Below are 22,382 nucleotides of genomic sequence, written 5' to 3' on the forward strand. Positions count from 1 at the left end.
CAAGTCCCTGCGAAATTAAGTGGCGAAGGGATCGTGGACCAGAATGCTGTCCTCGCGCTCGGGGCTGGTGGACAGCAAGGCCACCGGCGCCTCGATCAGTTCCTCGATGCGGCGGATATACTTGATGGCGGTGGCCGGCAGGTCCTTCCACGAGCGCACGCCCCGGGTGCTTTCCGACCAGCCGGGGATCACCTCGTAGATGGGCTCCACCTCGGCCTGACCGGTCATGGAGGCCGGGAAGTGCGAGATCACCTTGCCGTCCAGCTTGTAGCCGGTGCAGATCTTCAACTCGGTGAAGCCGTCCAGCACGTCGAGCTTGGTCAGGGCGATGCCGGTGATACCGCCCACCTTGACCGCCTGGCGCACCATGACGGCATCGAACCAGCCGCAGCGGCGCGGACGGCCGGTGACGGTGCCGAATTCGTGGCCGCGCTCGCCGATGCTCTTGCCGATCTCGTCGAACAGCTCGGTGGGGAACGGCCCCTCGCCCACGCGGGTGGTGTAGGCCTTGCAGATGCCCAGGACGTAGCCCACCTGCCCCGGACCGACGCCGGAGCCGGTGCCGGCATTGCCCGACACGGTATTGGACGAGGTGACGTAGGGATAGGTACCGTGGTCCACGTCGAGCATGGCGCCCTGGGCGCCCTCGAACAGCACGCGCTTCCTGGTGTGGCGGACCTCGTCCAGATGCTGCCACACCACGTCGGCGAAGGGCAGGATCTTGGGCGCCACGTCCAGCAGCTTGGCCAGCAGTTCGGCGCCGTCCACCTCGGCGGCGCCCAGGCCGCGCAGCAAGGCGTTGTGGTGGCGCAGCAGGGTCTCGATCTTGGCTTCCAGCACCTTCTTGTCGGCCAGATCGCAGACGCGGATGGCGCGACGGCCCACCCGGTCCTCGTAGGCCGGGCCGATGCCGCGGCCGGTGGTGCCGATCTTGGCGGTGCCGCTGGCCTCTTCCCGCGCCTTATCCAGATGGGCGTGTAGCGGCAGGATCAGGCAGGCGTTCTCGGCGATCTTCAGCACGTCGGGAGTGACGTCGATTCCTTGCGCGCGGATGCGCTCGATCTCGGCCAGCAAGGCCCAGGGATCGATCACCACGCCGTTGCCGATGATGCTGAGCTTGCCGCGCACCACGCCCGAGGGCAGCAGCGACAGCTTGTAGGTCACGCCGTTGATGACCAGGGTATGACCCGCGTTATGACCGCCCTGAAAGCGCACCACCACGTCGGCGCGCTCAGACAGCCAATCGACGACCTTGCCCTTGCCCTCGTCGCCCCACTGGGCGCCGACCACAGCCACGTTCGCCATTACTCGTCCCCTAACCTAATTCCACGTCAACGATACCGTCGGAGTCGAGGCGATGCCCGCACCCCTGACGCTTTGCTTCCACCAGCGGATCGGCGGCGGGGTCCAGCCCCGAAACCGTCACCCAGCCCTGGGCACGGAACGCCTGGGCCCAGGCCCGGGGCGTTCCCGCCGGCACGAACAGCCGCTTGGCCTGGCGCGGCCCGGGAAGGGCGGCCAGGACCGAATCCATGAACAGCGTGGCGCCGGTGGCCGGCTCGCCGCCGCCCCCCTGATAGCGCCCGCCGCGCCCCAGCTCGGCGCCGATATTGCGGGCGAACAGGGTGAAGCTGAGGCCGGTATGATACTCGAAGCCGCGATTTTCCACCGGATCGACGGTCAGCGTCAGGGTCGGCAGATCGGCGGCAACCAGTTCCACCACCCGGGTTAGACGCTCACGCTCGGCGGCGGCGGCGGGCGGCAGATCGATGGCGGAAAGGCGCACCAGGGCACGTTCGGCCGGACCGGCGGCGGCGATCAGCGCCTGCAGCAGCGGTGCGGCCGGTCCACCGGTGGCGGCGACCATGGCGCTGTCCTTGTGGTCGAGGGCGGCGCGCAGGCGTTCGGCCGTCTCGCCGGCGATACCAAAGGCGGCGAAAATCGCAGGAACCAGGGTGGGCAAGGCCAGATCGGCGGAAACGCCGGGCACGCCCAGCTCGGCCAGGACCTCGGCGGTCATCACCAGAACCTCGGCGTCGGCGGCGGCGGCGTCCGAGCCGATCAGCTCGATGCCGGCCTGGCCGAACTGGCGCTCGGGACGCAGCTGGGTACCCTTTACCCGCAGCACCTGCCCGGCATAGGACAGGCGCAACGGCCGGGGCTGGCTCCCCAGGCGGGTGGCGGCGATACGGGCCACCTGCGGCGTCATGTCGGCGCGCAGCCCCATCATCTTCTGGCTCATGGGGTCCATGACCCGGAAGGTCTGGGACGAGGTCCCGCCGCCGGCACCGTCCAGCAGGCTTTCCTCGAATTCGATCAGCGGCGGCTTGACCCGGTCATAGCCCTGGCGGGCGAAGTGACTCATGAGGCTGTGGACGACGGAAGCTTCGAACTCCGCGTCGGGGGGCAGCATGTCGCGCAGGCCGGCGGGCAGCAGGGCCCGATTGGCGGACTCGGTCATCTGTGATGTCGCAACCTGGAACAAGGGAGGAGCGTCCGAGGGACACCCGCCCGGTTATCTGGCATCTGCCGATGTATCGCGTTTGGCCCCCAGGGGCAAACACAATTGCGGATGGCCTTGACGGATTCCTTTGCCGGGCAAGGAAAAGGAGCGGTGGCACCAGGGCCGCCGCTCCCCCTTATGCCTCGGACCCGAGGATCAGGCGAAGGTCAGGAACTTGGCCTGCACCACCTGCGGCAGAGCACGGACCTTCTCCAGCAGGTCGTTGGAGACCGGCTGATCCACCTGGGTCAGCAGGATGGCGTCGCCGCCCGCCTCGGACCGGCCGAGATGGAAGGTGGCGATATTGACGCCGTTGGCGCCCAGCAGGGTGCCCAGGGCGCCGATGAAGCCCGGCTTGTCCTGATTGGTGACGTAGAGCATGTTCTGGCCCAGCTCGGCCTCGATGGAGATGCCCTTGATCTCCACCACGCGGGCCTTGTCGCCGCCGAACAGGGTTCCGGCCACCGAGCGCTCGCGCTTGTCGGTGGTGACGGTCAGGCGGATCAGGGTGTGGTAGTCACCCTCGCTCTCGGTCTTGACCTCGGACACCTTGATGTTGCGCTCCTTGGCCACGACGGGAGCGTTGACCATGTTGACCGCCTCGTTCATGGGCTTCAACAGCCCCTCGAGGACCATGGCGGTCAGCGGCTTGGTGTTGAGCGACGCCACATGGCCGAGATACTCGATCTTGACGTCCTTGATGCCGGTCTCGGTCAACTGGCCGGCGAAGCTGCCGATCTGGTTGGCGAGAGTCATGTAGGGGCGCAGCTTGGGCGCGTCCTCGGCCGACACCGACGGGATGTTGAGCGCGTTGGTGACGGCGCCGGTCAGCAGGTAGTCGGCCATCTGCTCGGCCACCTGCAGGGCGACGTTCTCCTGCGCTTCCGAGGTGGAGGCGCCCAGATGCGGGGTGCAGACCACCTTCGGATTGCCGAACAGGGCATTTTCCTTGGCGGGCTCGGTCTTGAACACGTCCAGCGCGGCACCGGCCACCTGACCGGATTCCAGGGCCGCCAGCAGGTCTTCCTCGACCACCAGACCGCCACGGGCGCAATTGATGATGCGCACGCCCTTCTTCATCTTGGCCATGGCCTTGGCGTCGATGATGTTGCGGGTGGCGTCGGTCAGCGGCGTGTGGAGCGTGATGAAGTCGGCGCGGGGGAACAGCTCGTCCAGTTCCACCTTCTCGACGTTCAGTTCCTTGGCGCGTTCCACCGACAGGAAGGGATCATAGGCGATGACGCGCATGCGCAGTCCCTGCGCCCGGTCGGCGACGATGGCGCCGATATTGCCGCAGCCGACGATGCCCAGCACCTTGCCGGTCAGTTCGACGCCCATGAAGCGGTTCTTCTCCCACTTGCCGGCGTGGGTGCTGGCGTCGGCCTGCGGAATCTCGCGGGCCAGGGCGAACATCATGGCGATGGCGTGCTCGGCGGTGGTGATGGAATTGCCGAACGGGGTGTTCATCACCACGATGCCGCGCGCGGTGGCGGCGGGCACGTCCACGTTGTCGACGCCGATACCGGCGCGGCCGACAACCTTCAGGTTGGTGGCGGCGGCCAGGATCTCGGTGGTGACCTTGGTGTTGGAGCGGATGGCCAGACCGTCGTACTGGCCGATGATGGCCTTCAGCTCGTCGGGAGCGAGACCGGTCTTCACGTCGGCTTCAATGCCGCGATCCTTGAAGATCTGGACGGCGGCGGGGCTCAACTTGTCGCTGATGAGAACCTTGGGCATCTGGGCTTCCTCACATGGAGTTCGGGCGCCGCCTTTTTAAAAAAGCGGCGCCCGGTTCACGGTGTTTTTGGTTTAGGAGACCTTGGGCTCGAACTCGGCCTTGACCTGGGCGAAGGCCCAGTCCAGCCAGGGCAGAAGCTTTTCCACGTCACTGGTTTCCACCGTGGCGCCGCCCCAGACCCGCAGGCCGGCGGGAGCGTCACGATAGGCGCCGATGTCGTAGGCCACCCCTTCCTTGTCGAGCAGGGTGACGATCTTCTTGGCCGCCGCCGCCTGATCGTCAGGGGACAGCTTGGCGAAGAACGGCGCCTTGACGATCATGCAGATGGAGGTGCAGGAGCGCACCTTGGCATCGTCGGCCAGGTTGGCGGCCCAGGCGGACTTGTCCAGCCAGGACTGCACGGCCTTGAGGTTGGCTTCCGAGCGGGCGATCAGGGCCTTGAGGCCGCCGATGGACTCGGCCCACTTCAGGGCGTCGATCTGGTCTTCCACGGCGATCATGGAGGGCGTGTTGATGGTCTCGCCCTTGAAGATGCCTTCGATCAGCTTGCCGCCCTTGGTCATGCGGAAGATCTTGGGCAGCGGCCAGGACGGCTTGTAGGTCTCCAGCCGCTCGACGGCGCGGGGGCTGAGCACCAGCATGCCGTGCGCGCCTTCACCGCCCAGCACCTTCTGCCAGGACCAGGTGACCACGTCCAGCTTGTCCCAGGGCATGTCCATGGCGAACACCGCGCTGGTGGCGTCGCAAATGGTCAGGCCCTTGCGGTCCGACTTGATCCAGTCGCCGTTGGGGATGCGGACGCCGCCGGTGGTGCCGTTCCAGGTGAACACCACGTCGCGGTCGCAATCCACCTCGGCCAGATTGGGCAGGGTGCCGTAGGGCGCCTTGAACACTCGGGTGTCTTCGATCTTGAGCTGCTTGGTGATGTCGGTCACCCAGCCCTCGCCGAAGCTTTCCCAGGCCAGGGCGTCGATGCCCCGGGCACCGAGCAGCGACCACATGGCCATCTCGACGGCGCCGGTATCGGACGCGGGAACGATGCCGATACGGTAATCGGCGGGAATGCCCAGCACCGAACGGGTACGGTTGATCAGCTCTTCCAGCTTGGTCTTGCCGATCTTGGCGCGGTGCGACCGGCCGACAGGCGTGTCCTTGAGCGCGTCGACCGTCCAACCGGGTCGCTTGGCGCAGGGGCCGGAAGAGAAATTGGGATTGGCGGGCTTGGCAGCCGGCTTCGAAACTTCGGTCATAGGATGTAACCCTCCCTCGCAGAAGGGACGCGGCCCGTTGGGGGACCGTGGCCCGGGCGGAGTGTATGAGGGCGAAGGGGGATTCGCAATCAAGCATTTATCCGGCGCGCATATTCCTTGCCGGTGATGGCGCCCCACCCGCCGCCTTGTTATCCTGGCGGTGATGAATACTCCTTTCGACGCCGCCGCCGCACTCCGCGCCATGACCTCGACCGCGTCGGGGAACGGCACCTCGCCCATCCGCGACGCCTCGTTCGAGGCGGTGCGCCATCTGATAGGCGCCGCCTTGTCCAAGGGGCCGGAAGCGGTCATCGCGGCGGTGGGCGAGGCCCAGGCCTATGCCGAGGGGCTGTGGGCGTCGGTGCGCGCCACCCCGGCCTTCGCGCTGGGCACCAGACCCGCCGGCTGCTCCAAGGGCTGCGGCTGGTGCTGCCATCAGCGGGTGGGCGCCACGGTCACCGAGGTGCTCTACATCGCCCAAGCCCTGCGCGACCGCCCCGGCGCGGCGCCGCTGATCGAGCGACTGAGGGCCTGGAATTCCGGACGGCCCTGCGTCTTCCTGGAAGACAATGCCTGCTCCATCTACGATCTGCGGCCCATGAAGTGCCGGGGCGCCTATCAGGTGGACGTCCGCTGGTGCATGTCCACCTTCGCCAAGCTGGACGCGCCGCTGTTCGGCCCCGCCCCCAGCCCGGAATTCCAGCAGCAGCCCAAGGACGTGTTCGACGGCGCGGTATTCGGTCTGGCCCATCCCCTGCACATGGCCGGCCGCGACTGCCCCGGCGTCGATTTCGTCCCGGCGCTGAAAGCCGTCATCGACCGCCCCGACGCGGCACAGCGCTGGTGGCGGGGCGAGGCGGTCTTTCCCGCCGAAGTCCGCCTGCACGACTGGTTCCCGCCGGTGAAGAGGCTGGGAGGCGGCAAGGGCAAGAAGGCCAGGGGCCATGGGCGCTGAGCCCGTCTCCATCGATACCAGGGTAAGGGCCGAACAGGTCCGCGTGCTGGCCCGCAACCTGCCCTTCACCGCGTTGACCGGGACCGCCATCGCCCTGCTGGCCGCCCTGGGCGCCGCGCCGGTGGCGGGCGAGATGGTCTGGTGGTGGGCCGGGGCCTTCGTGGCGGTTGCGGCGCTCCGCCTGGTTATGGTGCGCTTCTACTGGAAGGTCGCCGACCGTGACAGGCGCCCGGATTTCTGGGGGCCTTACATGGCCTTCAACCTGGCGCTGTCGGGCGGCATGTGGCTGATTTTCGGACTGGCCGCCTTTACCGCCCACGATTCCACCCACGCCCTGTTCATCGCCGTGATCCTGACCGGGCTGACGGCGGCGTCGCTGGCCAGTCTGTCCGCCTATTTCCCCGGCCAGATGGCCTTCGCCCTGCCGACCATTTCCGGCTTCATCATTCCCGTCGCCATGTCGGGCGAGCGGATGATGGAGATTCTGGCGGTGATGGCGGCGGTCTTCCTGGTGGTGGTGACCCTGTCGTGCCGCGCCGCCGAGCGGGTGCTGGCCCAGTCCATCCGTCTGCGCTTCGAGAACGAGCGGCTGATCGGGGATTTGCGTCGGGCCACCGCCGAAGCCGAAAGCGCCAACCGCGCCAAGTCGGACTTCCTGGCGGTGATGAGCCACGAGTTGCGCACCCCCATCGCCTCCATCCTGGGCTTCGTGCAGTTGGCCGTCATGGCCCCGACCCTGGCCCGCGCCAGGACGATGCTGCCCAAGGTGGGGCGGGCAGCCCGTCACCTGTTGGCCATCGTCGACGACATCCTGGACATCTCGCGCATCGAGGCGGGCAAATACGCCCTCGACCTCGCCCCCTTCGACCTGGACGAAGTTCTGGGCCATGTGGCGGATCTGACCCGCCCGCTGGCCGAGGACAAGGGAGTGGCGCTGTCCATCCAGCGGGCCGAGGGCTCGCCCGTCCATCTGGTGGGGGACGCCCTGCGGCTGGGGCAGATTCTCATCAATCTGGTGGGTAACGCCGTCAAGTTCACCAACCGGGGCACCATCCGCGTCAATATCCGCACCCTGCCCATCGACGACATCAGCCTGCTGCTGGAATGCGAGGTGGCGGATTCGGGGATCGGCATCCCCGCCGATCGGCTAGAAGCCATCTTCGAGCCCTTCACCCAGGGTAACGGCTCCACCACGCGGCGTTACGGCGGCACCGGGCTGGGGCTGTCGGTGTGCCGCACCCTGGTTGAAATGATGGGCGGCGAGATCACCGTGGAATCAAGGCCGGGCCAGGGCAGCGTCTTCCGCTTCTCGGCCCTGCTGGGCCTTGCCCCCGCCATGGCGGCCCTGGCGGAAACCGAAAGCGCCGAGGCCGTCCAGTCCCCGGATTTCAAGGCTCTGGCCGGGCGCCGCGTGCTGCTGGCCGAGGACAATCCGCAACTGGCCGAAATCTATTCCGAATTCCTCGGCATGAACGGCATCGAGGTCATCCGCGTGGACAACGGCACCCAGGTGGTGCCCCGGGCGCTGGACCCGGCTCAGCGGCCCGACCTGATCCTGATGGACATGGAAATGCCCCAGATGAGCGGCCTGGACGCCACGCGGGCCATCCGCGCCCATTTGAGCCGCGACGAGTTGCCCATCATCGGCCTGACCGCCCACGGCTTCGCCTCGGCCCGCGAGTTGTGCATCGCCGCCGGCATGAACGACCAACTGGTCAAGCCGGTGGATTTTCAGCTGCTGACCCGCTCCATCATCCGCACCCTGGGCGCGCCTCCAGCGGATGCCCATGGTTGAGGGGACCGTGGCCGCTCCCTAAGCCGGGCGCCGTCTCGATGGCGCGCACCAGATAGGCCCTCGCCCGCTCCACCGCCTGGCCCAAGTCCATGCCCTGGGCCAGCCCGGCGGCGATGGCGGACGCCAGGGTGCAGCCGGTGCCGTGGGTCGAGCGGGTGGCGATACGCCGCCCCACATAACGGCGGAGGCCACCGCCGGCCTCGGCCAGCACGTCCACCAGATCATCCCCCTCCAGATGCCCGCCCTTGAGCAGCACCGCCCGGGGCCCCAGGGCCAGCAGATCGAGGGCGGCCCGCTCCATGTCGGCCACGCCTCCGATGGAACGGCCCAGCAGAACCTCGGCCTCGGGAATGTTGGGGGTCAGCAGACGGGCACGCGGCACCAGCCGCTTGATCAGCGCCCCGGCGGCGCTGCCCTCCAGCAAGGCGGCACCACCCTTGGCGACCATCACCGGATCGAGCACCAGCGGCACAAGGGGGGCCAGCGCCGCCAGGGCATCAGCCACCGCCCCGACGATGGCGGCCGAGGCCAGCATGCCGGTCTTGATGCAATCGGCGCCGATATCGCTTAGCACCGCCTCCATCTGTGCCCGCACGAAATCGGGCGGCACCTCGTGGATACCGGTCACCCCATGGGTGTTCTGGGCGGTCAGTGCCGTCACCGCCGTGGCGGCGAAGCCCCCCAGGCAGGTCACAGCCTTGATGTCGGCCTGGATGCCGGCGCCACCGCCCGAATCCGACCCGGCGACGATCAGAACCCTTCCTCGCATGGCGGCACTCCATTTCAACCGAGAGATTTAATGCTTTTGACACATTTTTAATGGGGGCATCCATACACTGCATCTGGGTGACATTTTGTAGCCACAGGCAAAATCGGGTGTTCACCCTCTTGTGCGGCGCAATATGGGTGCGTATATTCGCCTATACGAAAGCATCGTTACACATCCCACGAGGCACGTCATGCAGTACAGATGGGAAGAAATCGATCAGCTTGCCGAGATTCTCGAGGCGGAAGTCGCCGGCCATCCGGTGGACACCGACCGCGCCCGTGAATTGGCCGAACGCCTGACCCGGCTGTGCCCGGACATCGCCAAGACCATGAGCCGGGTGGTGGAACGCTTCGGCTCCGAAGCCGCGACGGCCGCGGCCTAGGACCTACGGATCGGCAAGGGGGCAGAAGCCCCCTTTTCTGTATCCTCAGCCCGCCGCCTGGCGGATGGTTTCCACGATGCCGTCGACGGTGGCCTCGACCAGGGCCTCGTCCTCACCCTCGGCCATCACCCGGATCAACGGCTCGGTCCCCGACTTGCGGATCAGCAGACGGCCCTTGCCGTCCAATCTGGCCTCGGCCTCCCTGATGACCGCGGCGACCGCCGGGGCGGCCAGCACATCGGCCACCGAGCCCTTGGCGACCCGCACATTCTTCAGCACCTGGGGCAGCGGCATGAACAGGCGCAGCATCTCGCTGGCCGGCTTGCCCGACTGGACCAGCGCCGCCAGCACCTGCAGCCCCGCCACCAGACCGTCGCCGGTGGTGGAATGGTCGGACAGGATAATATGGCCCGACTGTTCGCCGCCGACGTTGAAGCCTTCGCGGCGCATGTGCTCCAGCACGTAGCGATCGCCCACCGCCGTGCGGATGGTCTTCAGTCCCCGCTGGCTCAGGAAGCGCTCCAGCCCCAGATTGGACATCACCGTGGCGACGATGCCGCCGCCCCTCAGTTGGCCCGAGCGGTGCCACAGATCGCCGATCAGCGCCATCAGCTGGTCGCCGTCGATCATATGGCCCTGCTCGTCGCACAGCACCACCCGGTCGGCGTCACCGTCCAGCGCGATGCCCAGATGGGCGCCATGGGCCACCACCTGCTCGCGCATGGTCTCGGTGTGCAGCGAGCCGCAGCCCTTGTTGATGTTGAAGCCGTCGGGATTGACCGCCACCGGGATCACCTCGGCGCCCAATTCCCACAGCACGGTGGGAGCCACCTTGTAGGCGGCGCCGTTGGCGCAATCGACCACGATCTTCAGGCCGTCCAGCCGCAGGCCGCGCGGGAAGGTATACTTGGCGTATTCGATGTAGCGGCCCACCGCGTCGTCCAGACGCTTGGCGCGGCCCAGATGATCGGACCCGACGCGACAGGATTCCAGGCCATTGAACATGGAGGCCTCGATGGTCAGCTCGTCCTCGTCGGAGAGCTTGAAGCCGTCGGGGCCGAACAGCTTGATACCGTTGTCCTGATAGGGATTGTGCGACGCCGAGATCATCACCCCCAGATCGGCGCGCATGGACCGCGTCAGCATGGCCACGGCCGGAGTGGGCAGCGGCCCCAGCAGCACCACGTCCATGCCCACCGAAATGAAACCCGCCGTCAGCGCCGGTTCCAGCAGATAGCCCGACAGGCGGGTATCCTTGCCGATCACCACCACATGGCGGTGGTCGCCGCGGGTAAAGTGCTTTCCCGCCGCCATACCCAGCTTCATGGCCGTCTCGGCGGTCATGGGGTCGGTATTGGCGGTGCCCCTGATCCCGTCGGTGCCGAACAGCTTGCGCGTCATCCCGTTGCCTATCCCTTTGCCCGAAAGAGGGATTGGATAGCAGGACGACGCGGGAAGGGGAAGGGGAAAGGGGGATGGGGTCCCCTCTCCCCTTGATGCTCCTTTGTATGAAGCGTCAAAGGAGTTCGGACCGTCAGGCTCCGGGCTTGGCCAGTTGGAGAACGCCGCCCGTCGCGGCCTCGATGGCGCCCCAAAGGACGCCGACGATGGCGTTCCAGGCCTTTTCGATCTGGATGCGGATCAATCCCACAAGAGTCCTCAGGAAGCTGGTGGCCATATCCTCCAGCCCATCCAGGAAATGCGGCAGATCGGAATCGTCGATCAGCTTCGACGCGTAGTAGGTGCCGATCATGGACGCCTGCTTGGCCATGGCCCGCAACTTGGCCTCGGCATAGCCCCCCATTTTGGTGATGTCGCCCGATACCGCCGCGTTGGCGGCCGCGATCACATCGGAGAAAATCTTACCCGGATCAATGGTACTCATCGCAGCCTCCTACCGTTTCAGCGCCATTTCATAGGTCAAGGCGTCGATCATGAATGCCTCCACCACTCCCTGGGTCAGGGTCACTTTGGCGCGGGTCAATTTGCCGGCTTTGTCCTCGTCCCTCAGATACGTGATCTGCTTCAAGGTATCTTCCATCGCACCGATGCTGGGCGCCGCGGAGTTCTTTGCGATTTCCGCCACCCTCTTGTCCACCTGACTGCCGCCAAGCCAATCGAGAAGGATTGGCTGCGGCATCGGCCGAGCCTTCAGCCCGGTGACCAACGCCATCACTTGGCCGGCACCATCGTCGTAGAAGCCCTTTCGCGAGTCGTAGGTCGCCGCGTCATTGAACGAGACAAAATATATGGACAGCTTTTCATTGATCGCGTTGAGCTTCCCGACGACACCCTCGTCGTAGTCTGGCGCCAACCTGACCGCGCAGGCGGACAGCATAAAGGACACCACAATCATAACAAGAATTATAGGCGCAGGCCGCGCCACTTTCCGATCTTGTTGCATGACTCCCTCCTCAGCTCAGGGTCTGGGCGATACCAAGATCAAAAACCGAATTTTTGCTGATGTGCGCCCATCACGCACCACGTCACCCTAGCGAATCAAAGAATGATTTTCCACGTTTTTATTCTCTCATCAGAAGCGCAAAATACTATAACTACTATCAAAAATCATAATTGATCACGAACAGTAACAATCAAGAGAATTGATACACTCTCATACACAGCCGCGACAAAGCCGACATACGGGCGTTACCGCCCGGGCCTAGCCTGCGCCGGTCAGTTATGGACCGAGAGGGAATGATGAAGTGTCTCGACAGCGCGCTGCGCCGCTACGCCACCCCCGGCACCGCCGTCCTGTCCGTTGCGGTCGGCGTCACCGGGGTGATCCTGTTCTTCCGCCTGACCAAGGGGGCGGTGGAAGCCATTCATGAATGGCTGGGCATGGCTTTCGCCGCCCTGGCGATCCTGCACGTGATCCGCCATCGCGGCTCTTTCGCCCAGATGCTGCGCCAGCCCTCGCTCCATATCCTGGCGGGCGCCATCGCCATGGGCGTCGCGGCGTTCATCGCCCTGGCCCCGCCCAGGCCGCCGGGCAATCCGCTGATCCGGCTGGCGCGGGCCATGGAGCGGGCACCCATTTTCCAGCTGGCCCCAGCCATCGGCAGCAATACGAACGCCGTCCTGGCCCGCCTGCGGCAGGCCGGCATCAGCGCCGAGCCCGGCGACACGCTCGCCGTCCTGGCGTCGTTCCATCACAGGCAGCCGGGTGAGCTGTTCTCCACCATCCTGCCGCCTCTGCCGCCGCAATTGCCGAGGGATTAGGCTCCCACCCGCATGGCCTGCCAGATGGCGAGAGCCTGCGCCGTCTCGGCGACGTCGTGGACGCGCAGCACCTGATATCCGGCATCCAGTCCGGCCAGATTGGCCGCCAGGGTGCCGGGCAGGCGGTCGCGGGCCGCCTCGCCCTTGCTGAGCCGGGCGACGAAGCTCTTGCGGCTGACGCCCAGCAGCAGCGGCAGGCCCAGCCCGTGCAGCAGGGCAAGCGAGCCCATGACCTGGGCGCAGTGCTCCGGCGTCTTGCCGAAGCCGATGCCGGGGTCGAGGCAGATCCTGTCGCGGGCGATACCGGCCGCCTCGCACTCGTTCACCCGTTCGGCCAGATGGTCGAAGACGTCCAACGGGGCGCAGGCGTAGACCGGCGCCGCCTGCATGGTGCGGGGGTCGTCGCCCTGCATGTGCATCAGGCAGAGATCGGCGCCGCTCCGGGCCGCCACCTTGAGGGAATCCGGATCGCCCAGCAGGGCGGTGACGTCATTGATGATCCTGGCCCCCGCCTCCACCGCCGCCGCCATCACGCGGGCATGGCGGGTATCGATGGAAACGCAGAGGCCCCGTTCGGCCAGGGCGTGTACCACGGGACGGACGCGGCGTGTCTCTTCCTCGGGGCTGACCGGATCGGCGCCGGGGCGGGTGGATTCGCCGCCCACGTCGATGATCTCGGCTCCCGCCTCGGCCAAGGCGAGGCCGCGCGCCACGGCGGCCTCGGTCTCGAACGCCTCGCCGCCATCGGAAAAGCTGTCGGGCGTCACGTTGACGATGCCCATGATGCGCGGCCGGTCCATGTCCAGACCGCCCCACGGCTTGCGCTTCGCCCCCATGCGATGGACGGTCTCGGCCACCAGACGGGCCAAGGCGGGGTCCTCGCCTTCGGCCCAGTCCACCACCTCGGCGAAGGAGGCGACGGCCAGATCGGCCCCGCCCGCCGCCCGGCGGGTAACCACGCCCAGGGCGGTGAAGGCGGCCCAGCCGTCGGCCAGGGGCCAGCCATTGCCGGCGATCACCGCGGCGGCGGCCTGTTCACCCCACACCAGACCGGCGGGCAGCAGATGAAGACCGCCCCCCGAGACATCGAAGCCCCGCGGGAGAGCGGGGCTTCGGGTAAAGGCGGAGGAGATGGAAGCCTCAGGCACCGGGCTGGGGCTCCGGGTCGTAGCCGGGACGGCTGCCGGGACCCGAGCTGGGCACCGACGAGCGGCGCGGCGGCTCCTTGGGGCGGTAGTCGCCGTTGTCGCCGCGGCTGATGGCCTCGCCACGGATCAGGGCGTCGATCTCGTCCTTGGACAGGGTCTCGTATTCCAGCAGGCCCTTGGCGATGATCTCCAGCTCGGCGCGATACTTGGCCAGGATGTCGCGGGCGGTGTTCTCGCCCTCCTCGACGAAGCGGCGCACCTCGGAATCGATCAGGCTGGCGGTGGCTTCCGACACGTTCTTGTGCTGGGTCACCGAATGGCCGAGGAAGATTTCCTCCTGATTGTCGTTGTAGCGCAGCGGCCCCAGCTTCTCGGAGAAGCCGTACTCGGTCACCAGCTTGCGCGACAGGTCGGTGGCGCGCTGGATGTCGTTGGACGCGCCGGTGGTCACCGCGTCCAGGCCGAAGATCATCTCCTCCGCCACGCGGCCGCCGAAGAACGAGGCGATCATCGACTTGATCTGGCGTAGCGACAGGGAATAGCGGTCGCGCTCGGGCAGGGACATGGTCAGGCCCAGGGCACGGCCACGCGGAATGATGGTCACCTTGTGCAACGGCTCGTGCGCCGGCACGTGCATCATCACCAGGGCATGTCCGGCCTCGTGATAGGCGGTGAGCTTCTTCTCGTCCTCGCTCATCACCATGGAGCGGCGCTCGGCGCCCATCATGACCTTGTCCTTGGCGGACTCGAAGTCGGACATGGTCACCACGCGTTTGCCGGCGCGCGCCGCCAACAAGGCCGCTTCGTTGACCAGATTGGCGAGATCGGCGCCGGAGAAACCGGGCGTGCCGCGCGCGATGATGCGGGCATCCACGTCGGGAGCCAGCGGCACCTTGCGCATATGGACCTTGATGATCTTCTCGCGGCCCAGGATGTCGGGATTGGGCACCACCACCTGGCGGTCGAAGCGGCCGGGACGCAGCAAGGCCGGGTCGAGCACGTCGGGACGGTTGGTGGCGGCGATCAGGATGACGCCCTCGTTGGACTCGAAGCCGTCCATCTCCACCAGCAACTGGTTCAGCGTCTGCTCGCGCTCGTCGTTGCCGCCGCCCAGGCCGGCACCGCGATGGCGGCCGACCGCGTCGATCTCGTCGATGAAGATAATGCACGGAGCGTTCTTCTTGCCCTGCTCGAACATATCGCGGACACGCGACGCGCCGACGCCGACGAACATCTCGACGAAGTCGGAGCCCGAGATGGTGAAGAACGGCACGTTGGCCTCACCGGCGATGGCGCGGGCCAGCAGGGTCTTACCCGTACCGGGCGGGCCGACCAGCAGGCAGCCCTTGGGAATCTTGCCGCCCAGACGCTGGAACTTCTGCGGGTCCTTGAGGAACTCGACGATTTCCTCGAGCTCCTGCTTGGCCTCGTCGATGCCCGCCACGTCCTCGAAGGTGACGCGGCCGGTCTTTTCGGTCAGCAGGCGGGCGCGGGACTTGCCGAAGCCCATGGCCTTGCCGCCACCGCCCTGCATCTGGCGCATGAAGAACACCCAGACGCCGATCAGCAGCAGCATGGGGAACCACGACACCAGCACGCTCCACAGGGTGGGAGCGTCGTCGGAGGGCGGCACCGCCGTGATGCGCACATTGTGATTGCGCAGCTTGTCGACGACGTTGACGTCCTGCGGCATGTAGGTGGTGAAGGGCCGTCCGTCGGTGAAGTGGCCGTTGACCACGCTGCCCTGGATGGTCACGTCGGCGATGGCGCCGCGATCCACGTCGGACAGGAATTCGGAATAGGAAGTCTGGCCCGGACCGCGCGGCGGCGAGGACGCCTGGAACAGATTGAAGAGCATCACCAGCAGCACGGCGATGATGACCCACAACGCCAGGTTCTTGCTGAAATTCAAGGTCGCGTCCTTCCCGTCTAGTGCTCTGCCGGTACGTGTCGTCTACAGATAATGCCGATTCCCGCCGGCACAAGCGGAAACGGTCAGAACGTGGGTCGGCGCGGCGCGTAAACCGACCAGTACCCGAGCGGCACCTTCCCGGTTATAGCCGAGGTGCGGCGCCGCGAGAATACCCCGCTCATCGTAAAGGCCGGGTAAAGTGGGGATTACGCAGGCGGGAACCGGCTCGGGCCGTGTTCGCCCCATGGAAGCCGCCACCTTGCGCCGTCCCTCCGGCCCCAAAGCCCCCAGGCGCAGCCCCGGCGGCGCATCCGGCGCCACCACCGCCTCGAAGCGCCCGTCCCAGCGGATACGGGCCCCCGGCGACAATTCCAGCGGCGGTTCCATCCGGGCCGGCTCGCGACACACCACCACCCAATCGCCCAGCGGCACGACCCAGCAGCCGGCCAGGGTCCGCGCCGCATCCAGGCCGCCGATCAGCGAGGCATGAAGGCGTTCCAGCCGCTCCAGGCGCGGCGTATAGGCCTCGCCGCCCACCGCCAGCAGCAGGCGGGCCAGCAGGCGCAACCCCACCTCGTCGGGCAGAGCGGCCAGGGCGGCGGGGCGGCGCAGACGGGCATAACCGGCCGGGTCCAGGTCCACATGGCTGGCCGCCGCCTCGGCCACCATGGCATCGATGGCCGCCTGGGCACGGCTCAGCCGCCCGGCGGTGGCGGCAAGGCGTTCCGCCGTCAGCCCCTCGGCGGCCAGGTCGCCGGCCAGCCGGCGCAGCCGCACCCGGGCGAAAGCATCGCTGCGGTTGGAGGGATCGTCGATCCACTCCTGGCCCCGCAGGCGCAAGGTGGTCTCCAGCCGGGCGCGGGGCACCGGCAACAGCGGGCGCAGCAGCCGACCCCAGGGTGTCGGGCGCTCCGCCGCCATGGCCGACAGGCCCCCGAGCCCCGAACCGCGCCCCAGGCGCAGCAGCAGCGTCTCCGCCTGATCGTCCCGGTGATGGGCCAGCAGCAGATGCAGGATGCCCCGGGCGGCGCAGGCCTCGCCCAGCAGGCGGTAGCGGGCGGCGCGGGCCGCCGCCTGGATGTCGGAGCCGGGCTTCGCCTCCTCCCAGGCCAGGACACGGTGGGCGATACCGGCCGCCGCCAGCCACGCCCCCACCCGTTCGGCTTCGGCGGAGGAATCCGCACGCAGGCGGTGGTCCACGGTCAGGGCCAGCACCTCCCCGCCCCTTTCCCGCGCCCACTGGGCGGCCAGCAGGGCCAAAGCCAGGGAATCGGCGCCGCCCGACACCGCCACACTCAGGCGGGGGGCGGCCTCGAATGGCCCCAGGGGCGCCATCAGACGGGAAAAATCGTCACCGGTCACCGGAGCGCGGGCACTCCGCCCGCTCTCCGATGAATCGGTCACTTGCAGCCCAGGCGCTGCTTGTCGCCGGTGGCGGCCCGCTTGATGCGGTCGGCCATGCCGGGATGCTCGGCGAACAGCAGGGCATAGGTGCGGCAGGCCTGATCCTTCATCTGAAGCTGGCCGAACGAAGCGCCCAGCTTGTAGAGCATGTCGGGGGCCTTGGTATGGGTCGGGTACTTCTTGTAGGCCTCGCCGAACAGCTTGGCCGAGGCGGCGAAGTCCTTGCGCTGCGAGAAGGCGATATCGCCCAGCCAATACTGGGCGTTGCCGGCTAGCTGATGGTTGGGATGGGCCTTGAGGAAGGCCTGGAAGCCCTGCTCCGCCCCGTCGTAATCACCCTTCTGGGCCAGGGCGTAGGCTTCCTCATAGGCGGTCTGCGGGTCCTTGGGCGCGGCCTTGGCGGCCTGTTGCTGGGCCTGGGCCTCGCCTTTCTTCAGGTCCTTGGCCGGCATGGACCCCAGGTTCTGGGGACCGGGGGCCGGACCGTCGTTATCGGCGGAATTGGCGCCGGCATGCACGCCCTTGGGCGGAATCAAGACCGGTGCGCCGCTGGGCGTGGTGGCGGGGGCCGAGGGGGCGGGCATGCTCATGCCCTGTTGCTGCGCGGACGAGCCCTGGCCGCCCTTGCCACCTTCGATATCCTTGAATCGCAGGTCGATGTCGGCCTGCATGCGCTCCAACTGCTTGGCCAATTGCGAGGCCTTGAAATTGGCCTCCTCGATCTTGCCGGTCAGGAAGCGGTTGGCGTCCTCCAACTCGTTGATGCGGTCCTCCAGGCGCGACGCCATGGAGCCCGCCACGCTGCCGTCGTTGGAGCGCACCACCGTGGTGCCCCCCCGCGCCGATTGCTGCTGCAGGGTCATCAGGTCGCGCTCCAGCCGCTCGATGCGGTCGTAAAGCGCGCGGGTGTCGCTCTGCGCCGAGGCGGGAGACACCAGGGCTGCGCCGACCAGCAGGGCCGACAAGGCGGTGGATAGGAGGAAACGGCGCACGACCAACCTCATCTTCGAAACGGATGCGGAAGAATGACTATTGAACGCGAACAAGGCAAGAGCAAGGCGGCGGAGTACCCCGATGGAAAGGAGCTAAAAAAGAATAAGGCGCCTGCCCTCGCCGAAGCGAGGGGCAGGCGCCCCATTCTTTTCGTCCGTAAACGGCCTGATTAGTTCAGGACGGTCACGCCACGACGGTTCTGCGACCAAGCGGCCTCGTTCGAGCCCAGAGCGACGGGGCGCTCCTTGCCGTAGGAGACGGTCTTGACGCGAGCGGCGGCGACGCCGGCGGCCTTCAGGTACTCGGCCACCGAGTTGGCACGACGCTCACCCAGAGCCAAGTTGTACTCGCGGGTGCCGCGCTCGTCGGCATGACCTTCGATGGTCAGCGAGTAGTTCGGGTAGGCCTTCAGCCAAGCAGCCTGCTTGTCCAGGGTGGCCTTGGCATCAGCGCGCAGGTTGGACTTGTCGAAGTCGAAGAAGACGCGGTCACCGACATTGGCGACGAAATCTTCCTTCGAACCCTTCACGATGCCCGAGCTGGCGACGGCCGGCGAAGTCTGGCCGGCGCCGCCCTTGGCACCGGTATCGGACGGAGCGGATTCGCAAGCAGCCAGCAGAGCGGCGGCGGCAACGATGGTCAGGAAACGCAGTTTCATATTTGAGGACTCCCCCTCAATGCGACGCGGGAATGGATATTAAGATCGGACCTTAGAGATTACGTGCCGTCCAATCAAGGACGACACGCCCCACCAGTGACACCGTTAGCGATGGGACCCGATGTCACCGGATTAAATCCTAATCGGCGCGGACTATACAAACATAATTCTAGGGAATCAAGGGGGACCACGCAGGATCGGAGCCGTCGATCGGTGTCAAAAGCACTCTTTCATTAACACCGGTCAGGTCGATGGTGTACAGGCGCACCACCTGCCCCCGCCCGCGCTCGTCCGAGGGAGACTCCCGGAAAAAGGACAGAACCCGGCCATTGGGAGCCCAGGTGGGGCCTTCCACCAGGAACCCCTCGGCCAGCAGGCGCTCGCCCGAACCATCGGTACGCATGACACCTATGAAGAATTGCCCGCCCTTCTGCTTGGTGAAGGCGATGAGATCGCCGCGCGGGCTCCACACCGGAGTGGCGTAGCGGCCGTCACCGAAGCTGATGCGCTGCGGATTGGAGCCATCGGCCCCCATGACGTAGATCTGCTGCCCGCCGCTGCGATCAGACTCGAAGGTGATCTGCTGTCCATCGGGGGAATAGCTGGGTGCCGTGTCGATCGCCGGGTTGAAGGTCAGTTGCCTCTTCTGCCGGGTCAGCAGGTTCATCTCGTAAAGTTCAGTATTGCCGCTCTCGGCCATGCTGAAGATGACCTTGTTGCCATCGGGCGAAAAGCGCGGCGCGAAGGTCATGCCGGGAAAATTGCCCAGCGACTCCCGCCGGCCGGTATCCAGGTTGAAGATGTAGACCCGGGGCACGCCCTTGAAATACGAGAGATAGGTGATCTCGCGGGCGCTGGGCGAAAAGCGCGGCGTCAGCACCAGCTCAGAACCATCGGTGAGGAAACGGTGATTCTCGCCGTCCTGGTCCATGATGGACAGGCGCTTCTTGCGGTCGTTCTTGGGACCGGATTCCGCGATATAGACGATCTGGGTATCGAAGTAGCCATCTTCGCCGGTCACCCGCTTGTAGATGGCGTCAGCCACCTTATGGGACAGGCGGCGCCAGTCCTGGGGCGAGGCCGACAGGGTCCAGCCGGTCATGTAGGCTTCGTTGAACACGTCCCACAGGCGGAACTCCACGCGGACACGGCCGTCGGCGCTGGTTTCCACCTTGCCGCTGACCAGACCCTCGGCGTTGATGGCCTTCCAGTCGGGAAAGCGCGGACCGGCCTGCAGCGAGGCCACCGTCTGGATGAACGCCTTGGGGTCGATGGGCTTGAACAGACCCGACCGCTCAAGGTCGGCCGACACCACCCGGGCGATGTCGGCGCCGATGCGCCCGTCCTGGGGCGAACCGCCGGCGAAGTCCGGAATGGCGATGGGCAGCGGCTTCATCTGGCCACGGGTGATATCGATGCGCACCTCGGCGCCGGCGGGCAGAGCCGCCACGACCCCGAGGACGACGAAGGCGGCCAGGGCCGCGAGCGAGCGAATGCGTGACATGAGGATCATCTTCCTGCCGCGAACTTGGGGTTGAAGGCCAAAGTGAAATCCCTGAACTGATCGTACTTGTCCGCCGGAATGGGCAGCGGACTGGCGGCGCGCACGGCGCGCCGGGCGCTGTCGGCGGCGGCCTGGTAATAGGGGTTCATCATCATCGCCGGATTCAGCTCGACCTCGGCCGCCGTCACGGTGCCGTCGGGCAGCACCGAGACCTTGATCATCACCACCAGCTTGTCGGCGTCCTTGGCCCCGGCCGGCACGTTCCAGAACCGCTCGATATGGGCGCGGATACGGTCGCGCTCGGTCATGGAGACCGGCTCGTTGGGATTGTGCGACGCCGAGCCGCGCACCGCCTGCGGCGCGGTCTGGGTGGCGGTCTTGTTCTCCGGCACCGAGGGCTTCAGCTTCTCGGTGGACTTGAGCAGCTTGTCCAGTTCGTCCTTGGGCGTCGGCTTCTTCTTGTCCACCGACTTCAGGAGCGAATCCAGTTCGTCCTTGACGTCCTTCTGCTTCTTGGGCGGCTCCGGGCGCGGCTCGGGCTTGGGCGGCGGCGGCGGCTCCGGCTTGGGGGGCTCGGGCTTGGGTTCCGGCTTGGGAATGGGCGAAGGCTCCGGCTCCGGCTTGGGAGGCGGCGGGGCGGGCGGCKTGGGAGCCGGCGGCGGCGGAGGCGGAGGAGGCTTGGGAGGCTCGGGCTTGGGCGGCTCGGGCTTCGGTGGTTCCGGCTTGGGCGGCTCGGGCTCGGCCTTCTGCGGCTCGGGCTGCGGCTTGTTGTCCTGCAGCGGCGGCGGGTTGGTCTTGGCCCCGATAGGAACGATATCGACGACGATGGGCGCCTCTTCCATGGGAATCTCGCGCCAGAACTGCGGCAGGCCGAACACCGCCAGCAGGAACAACGCCAGATGCAGAAGACCGGAGAAGACGTAGCTTTCGCGCCGCAATTCCATGATCCGAGCCTAGCGCCCCCCCTTCTTGGCCGGCTTGGCCGGCTCGGACGAGCCCTTGACCTCGGTGACCAGGGCGACCTTGGGGAAACCGGCGGCGGCCAGGGTGCCCATGACCTCCATCACGCGGCCGTAATCGATGCCCTTGTCGCCGCGCACGAAGATGCGGGTCTCGGGCTTCTGGGCGGTGATGGCCTGGAGCCGGGGCGCCAGTTCATCGAGCTGGACCTCGGTTTCCTGAATCCAGATCTTGCCGTGGGCGTCGATGGTCACCGACAGCGGCTGATCGTCGCCCTTCAAGGGCGCGGCCGAGGTCTTGGGCAGATCCACCTGGACGCCGGCGGTGAGCAGCGGCGCCGTCACCATGAAGATCACCAGCAACACCAGCATGACGTCGACCATGGGGGTGACGTTGATTTCGGCCACCGGCCGGAACCGGCGGGAATGCCCGCCCTTGCGGGGGCCGATGGAGGCGCCCATCAGGCCTTCTCCTCGAGCTGGCGCGACAGGATGGCGCCGAACTCACCGGCGAAGTTCTCCAGCCGCTTGGAATAGCGGTCCAGGTCGTTGGAGATCTTGTTGTAGGCGATCACCGCCGGAATGGCGGCCACCAGACCCAGCGCGGTGGCGAACAGCGCCTCGGCGATGCCGGGCGCCACCACGGCCAGCGAGGTGTTCTTGGTGGCGGCGATGGACTGGAACGAGTTCATGATGCCCCACACCGTGCCGAACAGGCCGATGAACGGCGCCGTCGAGCCCACCGAGGCCAGGAAGCCCAGCCGGCGTTCCAGCAGTTCCATCTCGCGGCCCGAGGTGACGCTCATCACCCGGTCGATACGCTGGGGCAGGCTGGCGCGGGTGGAATCCCGGTCGGCCAAGCCCTTGGCGGCCGAGCGGCGCCATTCGCGCATGGCGGCGACGAAGACCGACGACATGGGGTCGATCGGCCGGGCGCCGATGCGGTCGTACAGTTCCTCCAGCGAACCGCCGGACCAGAAGGCTTCCTCGAACTGGTCGGCACGCGTGGTCAGCTGGCGGACCTTCATGAGCTTGTCGAAGATGATGGCCCAGCACCAGAACGAGGCGCAAAGCAGGGCGATCATGACGAACTTGACGATGATGTCGGCGCGCAGAAACAGCGCCCACATGGACAAGTCCATCTGTGCCGCCGCTCCGGCCGCCCCTACTGCCTGAGAAGGATCCATGAT

At 66.8% G+C, this 22,382-nt stretch carries 21 protein-coding genes; 4 read left to right on the forward strand and 17 right to left on the reverse strand.

Features of this window, described 5'->3' with window-relative positions:
* Positions 1-15 precede the first annotated feature (15 nt).
* The 4 genes from CP958_RS07575 to CP958_RS07590 all read right to left on the reverse strand — a co-directional run bounded on the left by CP958_RS07575 (position 16) and on the right by CP958_RS07590 (position 5,491).
* Positions 16-1,305 carry an adenylosuccinate synthase gene (locus CP958_RS07575; RefSeq protein WP_096701371.1) on the reverse strand — a complete coding sequence of 430 codons (1,290 nt, stop codon included), beginning with the start codon at positions 1,303-1,305 and terminating at the stop codon, positions 16-18.
* A gap of 10 nt (positions 1,306-1,315) precedes the next feature.
* Positions 1,316-2,461: an ATP phosphoribosyltransferase regulatory subunit gene (locus CP958_RS07580; RefSeq protein WP_096701372.1), complete on the reverse strand. Its 1,146-nt coding sequence runs from the start codon at positions 2,459-2,461 to the stop codon at positions 1,316-1,318.
* Between the two features lie 198 nt (positions 2,462-2,659).
* Positions 2,660-4,240: a phosphoglycerate dehydrogenase gene (gene serA / locus CP958_RS07585; protein ID WP_096701373.1), complete on the reverse strand. Its 1,581-nt coding sequence runs from the start codon at positions 4,238-4,240 to the stop codon at positions 2,660-2,662.
* Positions 4,241-4,312: 72 nt separating this feature from the next.
* Complete coding sequence (locus tag CP958_RS07590; RefSeq protein ID WP_096701374.1) at positions 4,313-5,491, reverse strand: phosphoserine transaminase; 1,179 nt, start codon at positions 5,489-5,491, stop codon at positions 4,313-4,315.
* Positions 5,492-5,654: 163 nt separating this feature from the next.
* Here CP958_RS07590 and CP958_RS07595 point away from each other — a divergent pair, with 163 nt between their 5' ends.
* Together CP958_RS07595 and CP958_RS07600 are read left to right on the forward strand one after the other, a co-directional pair.
* Positions 5,655-6,446, forward strand: a complete 792-nt coding sequence (locus CP958_RS07595; protein ID WP_096701375.1) for a YkgJ family cysteine cluster protein — start codon at positions 5,655-5,657, stop codon at positions 6,444-6,446.
* Complete coding sequence (locus tag CP958_RS07600; protein ID WP_096701376.1) at positions 6,436-8,241, forward strand: ATP-binding protein; 1,806 nt, start codon at positions 6,436-6,438, stop codon at positions 8,239-8,241. Before CP958_RS07595 ends, CP958_RS07600 begins: the two co-directional genes overlap by 11 nt.
* Here the strand turns inward: CP958_RS07600 and thiD are convergent.
* The gene (gene thiD / locus CP958_RS07605; protein ID WP_096701377.1) at positions 8,198-9,010 is read right to left on the reverse strand and encodes a bifunctional hydroxymethylpyrimidine kinase/phosphomethylpyrimidine kinase; all 813 of its coding nucleotides are present in this window, start codon (positions 9,008-9,010) and stop codon (positions 8,198-8,200) included. The two genes, CP958_RS07600 and thiD, sit on opposite strands and share 44 nt — an antisense overlap.
* Before the next feature lie 190 nt (positions 9,011-9,200).
* Here thiD and CP958_RS07610 point away from each other — a divergent pair, with 190 nt between their 5' ends.
* On the forward strand, positions 9,201-9,392 hold the full coding sequence (locus tag CP958_RS07610; RefSeq protein WP_096701378.1) for a hypothetical protein: 192 nt from the start codon (positions 9,201-9,203) through the stop codon (positions 9,390-9,392).
* A 45-nt stretch (positions 9,393-9,437) separates the two neighbouring features.
* Here CP958_RS07610 and glmM read toward each other — a convergent pair whose 3' ends face one another.
* The 3 genes from glmM to CP958_RS07625 form a co-directional block, all read right to left on the reverse strand.
* The gene (gene glmM / locus CP958_RS07615) at positions 9,438-10,793 is read right to left on the reverse strand and encodes a phosphoglucosamine mutase (protein ID WP_096701379.1); all 1,356 of its coding nucleotides are present in this window, start codon (positions 10,791-10,793) and stop codon (positions 9,438-9,440) included.
* Between the two features lie 133 nt (positions 10,794-10,926).
* On the reverse strand, positions 10,927-11,277 hold the full coding sequence (locus CP958_RS07620) for a hypothetical protein (protein ID WP_096701380.1): 351 nt from the start codon (positions 11,275-11,277) through the stop codon (positions 10,927-10,929).
* 9 nt (positions 11,278-11,286) lie between these two features.
* On the reverse strand, positions 11,287-11,796 hold the full coding sequence (locus tag CP958_RS07625; RefSeq protein WP_141400457.1) for a hypothetical protein: 510 nt from the start codon (positions 11,794-11,796) through the stop codon (positions 11,287-11,289).
* Between the two features lie 293 nt (positions 11,797-12,089).
* Between CP958_RS07625 and CP958_RS07630 the strand changes: the two genes are divergently transcribed.
* Positions 12,090-12,614, forward strand: coding sequence for a DUF4405 domain-containing protein (locus tag CP958_RS07630; protein ID WP_242442793.1), 525 nt, complete (start codon positions 12,090-12,092; stop codon positions 12,612-12,614).
* On the opposite strand, the gene folP is transcribed toward CP958_RS07630, so the two are convergent.
* From folP to tolQ, 9 genes are all read right to left on the reverse strand, one after another.
* Positions 12,611-13,762 (reverse strand): dihydropteroate synthase, encoded by a 1,152-nt coding sequence (folP, locus tag CP958_RS07635; RefSeq protein ID WP_242442794.1) that lies wholly within the window; start codon positions 13,760-13,762, stop codon positions 12,611-12,613. The genes CP958_RS07630 and folP overlap by 4 nt on opposite strands.
* On the reverse strand, positions 13,755-15,674 hold the full coding sequence (gene ftsH, locus CP958_RS07640) for an ATP-dependent zinc metalloprotease FtsH (protein ID WP_096701382.1): 1,920 nt from the start codon (positions 15,672-15,674) through the stop codon (positions 13,755-13,757). The genes folP and ftsH overlap by 8 nt, the downstream gene beginning before the upstream one ends.
* A gap of 42 nt (positions 15,675-15,716) precedes the next feature.
* Positions 15,717-17,078 carry a tRNA lysidine(34) synthetase TilS gene (tilS, locus tag CP958_RS07645; RefSeq protein ID WP_096701383.1) on the reverse strand — a complete coding sequence of 454 codons (1,362 nt, stop codon included), beginning with the start codon at positions 17,076-17,078 and terminating at the stop codon, positions 15,717-15,719.
* Positions 17,075-18,070, reverse strand: a complete 996-nt coding sequence (ybgF, locus tag CP958_RS07650) for a tol-pal system protein YbgF (protein ID WP_242442795.1) — start codon at positions 18,068-18,070, stop codon at positions 17,075-17,077. The genes tilS and ybgF overlap by 4 nt, the downstream gene beginning before the upstream one ends.
* Positions 18,071-18,240: 170 nt before the next feature.
* Complete coding sequence (gene pal / locus CP958_RS07655; protein WP_096701385.1) at positions 18,241-18,729, reverse strand: peptidoglycan-associated lipoprotein Pal; 489 nt, start codon at positions 18,727-18,729, stop codon at positions 18,241-18,243.
* 169 nt (positions 18,730-18,898) lie between these two features.
* Positions 18,899-20,242, reverse strand: a complete 1,344-nt coding sequence (gene tolB / locus CP958_RS07660) for a Tol-Pal system beta propeller repeat protein TolB (RefSeq protein ID WP_096701386.1) — start codon at positions 20,240-20,242, stop codon at positions 18,899-18,901.
* The gene (locus CP958_RS07665) at positions 20,239-21,177 is read right to left on the reverse strand and encodes a TonB C-terminal domain-containing protein (protein WP_096701387.1); all 939 of its coding nucleotides are present in this window, start codon (positions 21,175-21,177) and stop codon (positions 20,239-20,241) included. Before CP958_RS07665 ends, tolB begins: the two co-directional genes overlap by 4 nt.
* Positions 21,178-21,186: 9 nt before the next feature.
* Positions 21,187-21,654, reverse strand: coding sequence for a protein TolR (gene tolR, locus CP958_RS07670; RefSeq protein ID WP_096701388.1), 468 nt, complete (start codon positions 21,652-21,654; stop codon positions 21,187-21,189).
* Positions 21,654-22,379 carry a protein TolQ gene (gene tolQ / locus CP958_RS07675; protein ID WP_096701389.1) on the reverse strand — a complete coding sequence of 242 codons (726 nt, stop codon included), beginning with the start codon at positions 22,377-22,379 and terminating at the stop codon, positions 21,654-21,656. Before tolQ ends, tolR begins: the two co-directional genes overlap by 1 nt.
* Positions 22,380-22,382 lie beyond the last annotated feature (3 nt).

Origin of the sequence: Magnetospirillum sp. 15-1 (genome assembly GCF_900184795.1) — a bacterium.
GTDB lineage: Bacteria > Pseudomonadota > Alphaproteobacteria > Rhodospirillales > Magnetospirillaceae > Phaeospirillum.